The 11,701-nt window shown below is 43.9% G+C and carries 13 protein-coding genes and 1 pseudogene; 3 read left to right on the top strand and 11 right to left on the bottom strand.

From position 1 onward, the window contains the following. Nucleotides 1-7: 7 nt before the first annotated feature. Entirely contained in the window at nt 8-394 is a 387-nt protein-coding gene (locus CVV54_07000) for a reactive intermediate/imine deaminase (GenBank protein ID PKL04275.1), read from the bottom strand. A gap of 123 nt (nt 395-517) precedes the next feature. Here CVV54_07000 and CVV54_06995 point away from each other — a divergent pair, with 123 nt between their 5' ends. Beyond that, nucleotides 518-1,198, top strand: coding sequence for a hypothetical protein (locus CVV54_06995; protein PKL04239.1), 681 nt, complete (start codon nt 518-520; stop codon nt 1,196-1,198). A 528-nt stretch (nt 1,199-1,726) separates the two neighbouring features. Here the strand turns inward: CVV54_06995 and CVV54_06990 are convergent. From CVV54_06990 to CVV54_06965, 6 genes and pseudogenes are all read right to left on the bottom strand, one after another. Then, nucleotides 1,727-3,814 carry a copper-translocating P-type ATPase gene (locus tag CVV54_06990; GenBank protein PKL04274.1) on the bottom strand — a complete coding sequence of 696 codons (2,088 nt, stop codon included), beginning with the start codon at nt 3,812-3,814 and terminating at the stop codon, nt 1,727-1,729. Nucleotides 3,815-3,905: 91 nt separating this feature from the next. Beyond that, nucleotides 3,906-3,983: pseudogene (locus tag CVV54_06985) on the bottom strand (XRE family transcriptional regulator). Nucleotides 3,984-4,153: 170 nt separating this feature from the next. Next, nucleotides 4,154-4,597, bottom strand: a complete 444-nt coding sequence (locus CVV54_06980) for a hypothetical protein (GenBank protein ID PKL04273.1) — start codon at nt 4,595-4,597, stop codon at nt 4,154-4,156. Nucleotides 4,598-4,696: 99 nt separating this feature from the next. Continuing rightward, nucleotides 4,697-5,548, bottom strand: a complete 852-nt coding sequence (locus CVV54_06975) for a 2-oxoglutarate synthase (GenBank protein ID PKL04238.1) — start codon at nt 5,546-5,548, stop codon at nt 4,697-4,699. Next, nucleotides 5,545-7,218 (bottom strand): pyruvate ferredoxin oxidoreductase, encoded by a 1,674-nt coding sequence (locus tag CVV54_06970; protein PKL04237.1) that lies wholly within the window; start codon nt 7,216-7,218, stop codon nt 5,545-5,547. Before CVV54_06970 ends, CVV54_06975 begins: the two co-directional genes overlap by 4 nt. Nucleotides 7,219-7,246: 28 nt before the next feature. Then, a complete protein-coding gene (locus tag CVV54_06965) occupies nt 7,247-7,408 on the bottom strand; it encodes a rubredoxin (protein ID PKL04236.1) in 162 nt (53 codons plus the stop codon). 435 nt (nt 7,409-7,843) lie between these two features. On the opposite strand from CVV54_06965, the gene CVV54_06960 reads away from it, so the two are divergent. Together CVV54_06960 and CVV54_06955 are read left to right on the top strand one after the other, a co-directional pair. Further along, nucleotides 7,844-8,137 carry a DUF1778 domain-containing protein gene (locus CVV54_06960; GenBank protein PKL04235.1) on the top strand — a complete coding sequence of 98 codons (294 nt, stop codon included), beginning with the start codon at nt 7,844-7,846 and terminating at the stop codon, nt 8,135-8,137. Nucleotides 8,138-8,140: 3 nt separating this feature from the next. Further along, entirely contained in the window at nt 8,141-8,677 is a 537-nt protein-coding gene (locus CVV54_06955; GenBank protein ID PKL04272.1) for a GNAT family N-acetyltransferase, read from the top strand. Nucleotides 8,678-8,792: 115 nt separating this feature from the next. Here CVV54_06955 and CVV54_06950 read toward each other — a convergent pair whose 3' ends face one another. The 4 genes from CVV54_06950 to CVV54_06935 all read right to left on the bottom strand — a co-directional run bounded on the left by CVV54_06950 (nt 8,793) and on the right by CVV54_06935 (nt 11,371). Next, nucleotides 8,793-9,047: a hypothetical protein gene (locus CVV54_06950; GenBank protein ID PKL04234.1), complete on the bottom strand. Its 255-nt coding sequence runs from the start codon at nt 9,045-9,047 to the stop codon at nt 8,793-8,795. Between the two features lie 255 nt (nt 9,048-9,302). Next, nucleotides 9,303-10,061, bottom strand: coding sequence for a hypothetical protein (locus CVV54_06945; protein PKL04233.1), 759 nt, complete (start codon nt 10,059-10,061; stop codon nt 9,303-9,305). Then, the gene (locus CVV54_06940; protein PKL04232.1) at nt 10,054-11,049 is read right to left on the bottom strand and encodes a hypothetical protein; all 996 of its coding nucleotides are present in this window, start codon (nt 11,047-11,049) and stop codon (nt 10,054-10,056) included. Before CVV54_06940 ends, CVV54_06945 begins: the two co-directional genes overlap by 8 nt. Nucleotides 11,050-11,185: 136 nt before the next feature. Further along, a complete protein-coding gene (locus tag CVV54_06935; protein PKL04231.1) occupies nt 11,186-11,371 on the bottom strand; it encodes a hypothetical protein in 186 nt (61 codons plus the stop codon). Between the last annotated feature and the right edge of the window lie 330 nt (nt 11,372-11,701).

Below are 11,701 nucleotides of genomic sequence, written 5' to 3'. Positions count from 1 at the left end.
CCTCCAATTATTCCTTAACTGCTATCGCCTCAATTTCGACCAAACAGCCTTTAGGAAGTTTTGAGACTTCAACGCATGAACGTGCAGGAGCTCCTGCCACAAAAAAATTAGCATAAACTTCGTTGACAACAGCAAATTGGGCCATATCTGTAATGAAAACTGTTGTTTTGACAACATCTTTCATTTGAAACCCTGCTTCTTCTAGAACTGCTTCAAGATTCTTGAGAACCTGTGCAGATTGGGTCGCTATGTCGCTTCCCACAACATTACCGGTCTTTGGGTCGAGAGGTATCTGTCCTGAAGTAAAAATTATCCTGTCATCGGTAATTATTGCCTGAGAATATGGGCCAACAGCAGCTGGAGCCTTTTCTGTCGATACAATTTCTTTCACTATACCCACCACCTAATTTAATGTTATCTGGATATTATCACTGAAATATTTTTTAGTCAATGTATTTTTTTATTGTCGTTATGGGAGTGATTATGATAAAATCTAACAATAATGGGAGGGATGTAAATGAGTCCGAAGTACATCTCGTTGACAGCTACTGACAAGCAGATCCTCGAATCATACAAAATTATGATAGATGGCATGGCAGAATACATGGGAGAAGGGTATGAAATCATCCTCCACAGTCTGCAAAATTTGGATAGGTCAGTAATTAAGATAATTAACGGTCATTACACCGGAAGAGAAGAAGGTGCTCCAATAACAGACCTGGCTCTTTCTATGCTTTCAAAGATTGCGGAATCAAAAGAGATAAAATCCTTATGTTACTTCACTAAAGACAAAGCTGGTGTGACACTTAAATCTACAACGATACCCATTGTTGGGGAGAACGACAGGATCATCGGACTTTTGTGCATCAACTTCCATACGGAAATATCATTTGCAAAAATGCTGTCTGCCTTCATGCCAACTTCTGATAACTCGACCCAAATCATGGAAAATTTCACTGATAATGTTGACAACTTAATTTCTACTGCGCTAGAAGAAGCCAGAAATAAAGTTTTACCGAATCCCAAAATTTCTGCTGCAAATAAAAACAAAGAAATCATTAACAATCTTTATCAAAAAGGGATATTCAATATTAAAGATTCTGTATTAAAAATTTCTCAAATCTTAAACATATCCAAGAATACAGTTTACCTGCACATTCGCAACTTAGAGGAAAAGGAATTGAAGCAAAGGTATTAGATCTCGGAACTCAGAACACACTCGGGATCAAGTGCTAATTGTGGTATATACGTTTTTATGACGGAGTTGGATTCTGGAGCAATTGCGATTAATACAATGCACTTGAATATATCAACAACCGCAACTTCAAAAAAGTCATTGAAAAAGCAAGCCAGGCTTACATAAACAGTCACCAAAAGATTTACGCCGGTCTTATGATGTCGAGTACCTAAAATAATCACGATCCTGAAAAGAGGCGCAACTCTTTCCAAATTGGAAACAGTTGCTGGCAAGGCATAACATTTCGGATTGCGGCAGAGAGCTATAACTTCAAACTGTATAACTCAAAGCATAGAAAAGCCCCACTGCTTACTGCCGGTAGTGGGGCTTTTTAAACTTCACTCCGTCACTTTTATTTAGTCGGATAGATTCATCAGCAAAGGTCTCCGCTGTGGCTCGTTTCCGATACTGATCGCTTCGTTAAGATAAACATCTTCTTTCATTCTGTGATTATGATGAAATTTTTCCTGTGCAACTGACATAATGGATCTAATCGATCTTTAGCAATCTGGCATTGACTGCACAAATGATCGTACTGAGAGACATAACGGCAGCTCCTATAGCCGGTGTAATGACAAAGCCCCGGCTTACCAGAATACCTGCGGCCAATGGAATCGCGATGATGTTATATCCGGCAGCCCAGATCAGGTTCTCGATGGTTTTACGATAAGTTGCTTTGGAAAGCTTGATGATGTTCAATACATCCTTGGGGTCACTGTTCACCAGAATAACATCGGCAGTTTCCATGGCTACGTCGGTTCCGGCTCCGATGGCAATGCCAAGGTCAGCTGTGGCCAGCGCCGGAGCATCGTTGATACCGTCTCCTACCATCGCAACCTTCATATTGCCCTTCTGAAGCTCCTGAATCTTTTTCGATTTTTGATCTGGAAGGACCTGAGCAAATACCTTGGAAAGTCCCAGTTCTCCTCCCACATAGTCGGCCACCTTCTGATTGTCTCCGGTCATCATGATGGATTCGATTCCCAATTTCTTAAGCTTGGAAATGATGCTCTTTGAAGATTCCCTGATGATATCTGCAACAGCGATCATTCCAAGCAGTTTATCCCCATCCAGTACGAATACAACTGTTTTTCCCTGAGATGCCAATTTATCAAACATATCCTCGTTAAAGGCGATATTTCGTTTTTTTACTTCACCGGGACTAATGATATAGTAGGTTTTTTCATCGAGGTCGGCACTTAGGCCAGCTCCGGTCAGGTTTTCAAAATTGGTTACTTTTTCAGGCTTGAAGCCCTTGGCTGCTGCCCCCTTGACGATACCCACTGCAATAGGATGGTCGGATTGGCTTTCCAGTGATCCGGCAATCCTTAGCAGAGCCTCTTCAGAAATTCCTGGCTGAGTAACAATTTCGGTGATCCCGAACTCGCCCATGGTCAGAGTACCTGTCTTATCAAATACGACCCGGTTGGTGTTTCTGGCTTCTTCAAATTGACTGCGGTTACGGATCAATAAGCCGTTTCTGGCTGCAATGGATGTAGATACCGCATTGACCAGCGGTACTGCCAGCCCCAGGGCATGCGGACAAGCAATGACCAGGACCGTTACCATCCGTTCAAGTGCAAAGGCAACGTTTCCCGTTGAAAACCAATAGACGAATGTTATGATACCTGCTGCAACTGCAATGTAGAACAGCCAGCCCGCAGCTCTCTCTGCCAACCCCTGTGTTTTGGACTTCTGAGCCTGTGCGTCCTGAACCGTCTTGATCACCTGAGCAAGATAGGTTTCATCCCCAAGCCGCTCAACCTCAACGGTGAGAACACCATTGCCATTGACTGACCCGCCGATGACCTGCATGCCCACAGTTTTTTCAACAGGGACAGATTCCCCGGTCAGCATTGATTCATTTAGACTGGAGAAACCTTCCACAACCCGTGCATCCGTCGGCACCTTTTCACCGGATTTAACCATTATGCGGTCTCCGGGAACCAGCTCCTTTATGCTGACTTCAGTAATATTGCCATGTTCATCCAGCCTGTGGGCTGTTTCCGGCATCAGTTTGACCAACTCTTCCAAGGCTTTGGATGCTCCCATCTGGGATTTCATTTCGATCCAATGACCCAGCAGCATGATCAGTATCAACGTTGATAGCTCAAAGTAGAATTCTGATCCCACCAGGATAAAGGTGGTCAGCGTACTATAGACGTAGGCCGTGACGATTGCCAATGTTATCAGCATCATCATTCCAAGCTTCCTGGTTTTAATTTCTTCAAGTGCCCCCTTAAGAAAAGGAACGCCTCCATAGAAAAAAACGATGCTGGACAGAACAAATAAGATGATCTTGGATCCTCGGAATTCCAGGTGATATCCAAACAGCATCTGTATCATCGAAGACAGTATCACTATCGGAATGCTCAACATCAATACTACCCAGAAGCGCCTTTTAAAATCGGCGATCATCCCTTCATGATGTCCGGCGTGGCCGCCATGTCCTCCTTGCGTACTGTGATCCATGGCACCATGGTCCATTTTTGTGTGGTCCATCTTCGTGTGGTCCATTTTTGAATGATCCATCGCTATGTGATCTGTTGGTTTCTGAGCAGAAATATCATGTTTCATTTGATGATGTTCATGTTTTGTTTCGGTTTCGGAAGGAACCGGAGTGTTAATTGATTTTTTTTTGTTATCCATGTATTTGCTTCCCTCCTTCTGCAGCAGCCTGCAGATCCTTCTTTTTCATATCACGGTCGATAAGCAGTTTCCAAATCCTTTTATAGCTGACTGTCATCTGTTTGGTCAATGTTTGACCAGCAGTAAAAGAAAAAAGCAATAAAATTTTCACACCAAATATAAAAAGACCCGTCTGACTTATCCAGGGTTCAATTCCCTGGTAGAGGACGTACACGGGTCTATTGCATTATAAAAAACAAGATGGCTTTGTCAAAAGTCCTGCTCCCGTTAAAGCATAATTTTAATGTATGCGCCAATCAACAGGGAAGCCGGATACAGCACCTCTTCTTCCGTTTTGGCGTGCAAAGTCAATTTTTCGGCGAAGCGCGCATAATCCATCTTATTTTCTTTTATCGAAGCCTCTGTGAGGATCTTGAGGGCTGCAACGATCGCTGCGTGCTCTTCAAGCATCTCAGGAAGTTCGGCCTTCAACCTGTCGGTCATTGTCAGGACTTCTCCCATTTCCGGAGTGACTTGTCCCGTCGTTAATACTGACAATAAGCCAAGGGGAGGCATCGCATATTCTTCTTCTTTTAAAAAATGAGAATGTAATACTTTCGCCACACCCTTCGCAGCTTCTCCGGTTGCCCCTCCTGCCTTTGTTGCTTCAACAAGTTCCGCATGAAGCTCTTCATGTTCTAATATTAATGAATGAGGAATTTCAATTTTCATAGTCCTGTCTCCTTTGAGAGTTTCTTTGAACTGATCAGCGATGATCATGGCTATGTCTGTCTGTTTTATTGAGACCTTGCGGACACTTACTATCAGACATTACATGCGTTTATTCAGAAATTGCCTTATTTTTCCCTCTCTGCTTTTAAGATCCACTGGAGATGATATCAATTTCTCATCAAAGGTTGGAGCTTCCTTCTTGTAGAAAACTCCCAGTGGGATACGTGAATCGGAATTATAGTCCCATTCCCGAATCGCATTAAACGCAGCCTGGAAATCGCCGGGATCATGGTTTTCTAGTTCGTAAACTCGCTTGGCATAGTATTCATAAAGATTGTTAAAGGTCACACACACCTGCAGCACATCGACCAATGCGAATCCTTTATGCATGATCGCCTCTCTAAACAAACGCGTTAGAAGGTTCATTCCCTGAGAGGTGCCCCGTGCCAGATAAGTCGCTTGGCTTGCCAGCATAAGTTCCAGAGGATTTAAGGGAGATTCCATGCTGCCATTAGGGGTAGAGCCCCCCTTGAATCCCAGCTGCGATGTGGGACTGTATTGAAAAGCGGTCAGGCTGTAAAGGCGGTTATTGTGGATAATGACTGTGATATCAATATTTCTTTTAGCTGCAAAGATCAAATGTTCAAGCCCTTCTCCATAGGCATCGCCGTCACCGGCGAAGCAAATGACCTTCAATCCGGAGTTGGCCATTTTGATTCCCTCGGCAATGGGTATGCATCTGCCGTGAATAGAATAGAAACTATTGACATTCACATAATCCACAATCTTGCCATGGCAGCCTATCCCAGAGAGAAGAACAAATTTCTCAGGAGGGCTGCCCTCTTCACCCAATTCATTCAAGACTTTTTTGATCCCATTCAAGATCGCGAAATTACCGCACCCCGGACACCAGGTGTTTGGGGTCGATGTATCCAGATTGCTCTGACTCATGCTATCTTCTCCTTCACCATTTTTTCCAGTTCGTCCAAAGTGAACGGCCGTCCGTCATACTTCAAGATCGTGTCGTCTACGTCTATCCCATGAGCCCTGATCAGCCGTACTAATTGTCCGGTCGCATTATTTTCCACTGCGATCAGCTTTTTAATTCCTCTGATCGCCTCTCTGAAGGCATGTTCAGGAAAGGGCGAAAGCACGATGGGCTGTATCACTTTTAGTCCCAGTTTTTGCGCGATCTCCACGCAGATGCCCTTTGTGGAACCCCAGCAGAGCAGTGCCGTTGTCTGCTTCTCATCTCCGTAAGTTTTTACTGTCGGAAAACTCTTCAATTCCTCGGCTAAATATTTTTCCTTGCGCAGCCTTTTGTCCTGCATTTTTTTCGTGACATCGGCATTTTCGGTTGTTATGCCGGACTCATCATGTTCATAACCACTCACTTTGATAACGGCATTCTCATTGGGGACAAAGGCCAATGCCGAAACTCCTGTTTTGGTGTCCTCGTAACGCCGATAACCGGTCGTGCCGTCCCAGAGGTATGGATCGTTTTCTTTTATATCTCCGGTATCATTAACATCAAAATTACTAATACCCTCATTGAGATCCTTATCCGTAAGAATTATTGACGGGATCTGGTATTTCCAGGCCAGATACAATGCAGAAGCGGACCAGTAATAGGCTTCCTCCAGATCTCCCGGAGCCACAACAAATCGCACAAACTCTCCCTGCCCCGCATATAAGGCAAAATGCAGATCACTCTGACAGGAATAAGTCGGCAGGCCGGTGCTGGGTCCCGGTCTCTGACCTAAAACAATAACTGTCGGCACTTCGCTCATAGCAGAGAGGCTCAGACTTTCCGTCATCAGGCAAAAGCCGCCCCCGGACGTGCCGACCGCCGTCTTTCGTCCTGCATAGGCAAAGCCGAGAGCCATTAAGATCACGCTGAGTTCATTTTCAGGATGGACTACTTTTAAGGAGAATTCGCTTGCCTGTTCGGCAAGAAAATGTAAAAGTGCTGTAGTAGGGGTCATGGGATAACTCACATAAACCTCTAATCCACCTTTAATGAGACCCAGCCCCATAGCCTGACTCCCGGAGATAAACGGCAATATATCCTGGACCGGAGGCTGAATGCTCTCCATAAGCTCTGACGCTTCATAACCTTTTTTAGCAATCCTTATGTTTGTATCTATACCTTTTGTGAAATTTTCCCTGAGGACCTTTTCCAACAGCTCTATTTTTATGCCGACTGCCTTTGCGAAGGCACCGATCAAACAAGTGTTGCGCATGATCTCAGGAGCATTCTCTTCTTTGACAAGTTTTACGGTTGGTATCGCTAACGTTCGGATTTGCTGAGGGAGAGCGGCCTCTTTGAGGATTTCAGAATCGCATATGACTTTGCCGCTGTCGCCCAGGCGCGTTTTATGCATATCAAGAGTCTCTTTGTTCAGGCCTAAAAGAAAATCTATTCTGTTTCGATGGGCAGTTATCTTTGTTTGTGCAGCCCTTATTATGGAAAAGGTATGCCCTCCCCGGATCAGCGATGGATAATCGTGGTAGATATAGACACGATATCCGTTTTGATTGAGGAGATCTCCCAATACCATCGCAGATTTATCAACACCGGAACCGGCACTGCCTCCTATCAAAATAGAAAAATCCTGCATTTTTATCTCTCCCTCCTCTCCCTGTTGTTTAGTCTTCTTTAACAAAATCGCTTTTCGGGACACCACAGACGGGGCATCTCCAAGTGTCTGGTATGTTCTCAAATGCGGTTCCCGGATCTATCCCCTGTGTATCGTCTCCCACAGCGGGGTCATAAATATAATCACAGACTGTGCATCTATATTTTGTCATTTCTTCACCTCCCTTTTGTTTAGTCTATTTTTAGAAAGCTATTTGACAATTTAGAATATTCTTGTAAAACCGTATCACATCATTAATTGCTTATCAAGGGTGGGTCAACTGAAAAGGCACCATATTTTACGAAGAACGTCTCTTCTTAAACTATCAGGGGGTCTAAATGGGGTCAGACCTACACATTTGACATATTTAGCTAACCCTTGGAAAATACGGTTTGGGCTTTTGTTTATTAGAGCAGTTATAAAGGGTGCTAAAACTTGGCCGGGCCTTTACGTATCGAATATCGAGGATCTAGAATCAGACCAACACTATTCGGAAATCTATCCCTGATAATGAAGAGATCCCAAAAGATTGACTTGTACGGTTATTTGCCGTACAATTTGAAGATGCATAGTGCATGCAATACAATAATATTTGGGGGAACAAGCCATGGAGACATGTATTAAAAACAGAACAAGTAAAAAGGACCGGATCGAGGCGAGGGTACCAGGGGATGTAAAGGACCTTATCTTGGAGGCAGCTAAGCTGGAGAATCTCAGTTTAAGTGATTTTGTTATCTCTTCTGCCTTGTCTGCAGCGAAAAGTGTCCTAAGGGATAATGCGATCCTCGAGCTCAGCACGAAGGATCAGGTGCTGTTTGCCCAAGCACTGATAACTCCTCAGGCGCCAAAAGATGCTCTTAGGGAGGCAGCCGAGCGCTTTGTCCAAAGGAAAAACAGCTAGGTGATGAGTGCACGGGACAATTTGGACTATAAGATAGAACCATGGTCCGGAAAACTAAAAGAATTGAGAGGCAGTTTTGACTGTGGGGCAGATGATCTGAACTCATGGTTGAAAAGACAGGCACCTCAGGATATAGATAAAAGAGCCTGCGCTCTGTTCACAGCACTTAGCCCCGGAAAAGATCATATTGCCGGATTTTATACTCTGTCCATGTATTCGGTCTATCTTTCAGATATTCCGGATCATATACGAAAAAAACTTCCTAAATACCCACATATACCTGCCGTTTTACTCGGCAGGCTTGCTGTTGATTTGAGGTTTCGTGAAAAAGGAATTGGCGAGCTTCTGCTGCTTGACGCTATGAATAGGGCTCTCGATAGTCAGATCCCATGGTGGGCTATGGTCGTTGATTCAAAAGAAGGATCGATCCCTTTTTATCTCAAGTATGGATTTTGCAACTTCTATGACACAAAAAACAAACTTTTCCTTCCTTGTGCGACGATCCGTGAAGCATTTAAAAAAAACGGAAGGTCTTCATAAGGGGCTGAGGCTAGAACTGCAATTGGGGTCAGACGTACACATTTGACATAATAAACCTTCTGGGGTCAGGGTCAGCCCTACACAATTGACACTATGGGCGGATGCATATATATCCCTACTTCTTCTTCGTTATTTTCTTCTTTTCCAACTGCTTGGGTGCTTTCGGGATCTCCGGCGGATATGGGGTAATGCAGCAGGTCTGAATGGTCTCGGTCCAGGCTTCGTAGTCGCTCATCCCCGGAACTATCTTCTGCAAATTGGTCATCTCTTTTTTCGTTATTTTTGCCAACTTCATTGCGAGTTTCTTTGCTTCCTCAGGATCGGCCCTCTTCAAAACCCTCGGAAAGTAGATACTCCAGTGCTCAATCAAAGGGGCGGCGGGGACATGCCGCCTGGCAAGCAGTTGGCAAGCGGCATTTACAATTGTGAAGCTGCGACAAATACAGTAGTGAAGCGATAGTGAGCGGTTGTAGGGTCAGGATCGGGGAATTTGCGACCAAAGGTCGCGGTGAATTTGCAGCAATGCTCTCGCTGCGGGGAATTTGCATCGCTTCGCATCGCGGAGAATTAATGATTTAAGATCCAATTTACCCGACCGGGCATGTCGGAAATTCACCACATATGTTCATACACCATAAAATATCTTGATGCGTTGCAAAATGTCTGATTGAGAAAGCCCTGACAGTCCCAGCGCCTTCGGATCGATGGTATCTCCTTCGCATGCATTTATAAATTCAACTAGATCATTTTTCACCTCTCCGTGAATATCAACTTTCAAAGTAGGAGACAGTAACGCTGACAAACGAAAAACATCATTTTTATGTTTTTTTATATCTCGGCTGTCTACGTTTCCTCCCAGTTTCTTTCGGCCAGAGAGATCCAGCCATGCTTTTGCTTTGAATAACAAAAGATATGCATCAGACAGAAGAGATATACCATCTATCTGAATGGTGCCGTCTTTCAACAGTGCATAATATGAATTGTTCAGGAGTATTGCTGACAAACTGGATATTTCATCCCCCAGCGGTATCTTCGTTAAATTGGAATCCGGACTTACAGGGTCAAGTGTTTTGGAGGATCGGGAGAAAAGTTCAAGCATTGCAGGAAAAGCCTTGTCCTGCGGGTTTCTGAAACGGTAAAAAATGGGGTTTCCGTCACTTCGCTGCTGGATCATATATTTCCCGTTCTTAATAAACTCCCAGAATTTTACTCCAAACTCAGGTGTCAGTGCTTCGGCAACAAGTATGATATCCAGATCCCTTGTTGCACGAAACGGCAGGCCATTTTTTTGAAACAAGAGATCGCAGGCTGTTCCTCCTATCAGAACATACTTGTCTTCGTCCCCTGCAAAGTGTTTGCGAAATACTTCGATTCCTTTAACCATTGAAAAAGTCCTCCATGAGCGTTTCAAATTCTTTTTCGATACGCACATCTTCTATTAGATTTTCAAGAGAGGCATAAAGAGAGAAAATATCTACAATTCCGCTCTTTGATGGGCTGTCCGGACATGTCTTTGCAAACAGGCCCGGATCGTAGTTCCAGAGCTCAACTATCACATAGTTTTCAGAGCGAAGCATATCTGGAGATGAGACAGCTGACCCTATTAATTTGTCGAAATACTTTTTATAAACTGCCTTACATTGATGCTCGGGAATTTCAAGCATGCTCATTTTTGCCAGGGCATCTTCACCGGCAGTAAATGTCTCAATTGTTTGCAACGGCGTAACATCTTCCATGAAAAGCCTTTTTTGCACGGGAGACTGCAAATATTTATTACCTGTTTCCCAAAACTGTTTTGCCTCAATTCTGAAATACTTCTTTCTCGTTCCTTTACCACTGAAAGTCAGAAGTCCGTATTGCATCAAAAGCAACATAGCCCTTGCCACAGTGGCCTGAGAAAGCTTTAAGTCATTCCTGATCCGGCTGATAGGGCACTCTGAAGTTTTGTTATGCAAGATCCATAAAAAGACGCACTGCTCTGCTGTCGTGAATTTATCTGCAAGTGGTTTAAGTGCTGCATCCTGGCGCTTCTCAAGCTGAGTACCCAAGAACGGAAGAAATACCATCTTTTCATCAACAAAAAATGGGATACTGTTCTCTATCAAACGTTCTCTTCTTGCAGAGCTGACTTTATTAAGCCATAAAACACAATGGTCCGTTACTCCTAAGAACCTTGGTATTATTTCAAAGTGTTTTTGAAGGCGCGGGATCGACAGGTAATCCCCTTTGAAGTGAAATACAAGAAACTCTTTATTAAGGAGTTTACCTCTGTAAAAGTCATAATCTCCTATAAAGGCCAATGGCAACTTGTCTTTGACCTCAAGTTCTTCGAGTTGCAGAGGCAACCCAAGCACATTCAATTCTTTAGTCACCCAAATATCACCCCTCACTTATTAATTCATAAACATTGTCATTATATCATCATAAATAAATTAATGCTATTTTTATGAATTAATTAACACAATTGGGGTCAGACCTACACATTTGACACTATTAGAGGATGCAGATCTATCCCTTCTTCTCCTTAGTCATCTTCTTCTTTTCCTGCTCCTCCTCCGCTTTCGGGATCTCGGGAGGATAGGGGGTGATGCAGTATTTCTGCATGGTCTCGGTCCAGGCTTCGTAGTCGCTCATCCCGGGGACTATCTTCTGCAAATTGGTCATGGCTTTCTTCGTTCTTTCCGCCTGCTTCATTGCATACTTCTTTGCTTCCACACGGGCTGGGAGGGTCATCCGGCCTGACGAGCAATTGGCAAGCATAGGCAAGCGGCGTTTACAATTGTGAAGCTGCGACAAATACGGTCGCGTGACGAGCTGTGGTGAAGCGATAGTGAGCGGTTGTAAATACAGATTAAGATTGAATTCGTTGAGAGTAGATGGGTTAGGATATTCGGTGTTGAGTTTTATAGTTTACCCTGGATAGTTATCCTACAGCTGTTTAGGGTCCATAATAGCATCTCATATTTTTTTGCGTTCGCTCTCTCGTTCAAAACGAACGTAAGAGCAAAAGCAAAGAAGTATTAT

The organism is Synergistetes bacterium HGW-Synergistetes-1, assembly GCA_002839185.1.
GTDB lineage: Bacteria > Synergistota > Synergistia > Synergistales > Synergistaceae > Caenicola.
Note: the sequence above shows the minus strand (reverse complement) of the source record. Positions and strands in the feature narration are given on the sequence as shown.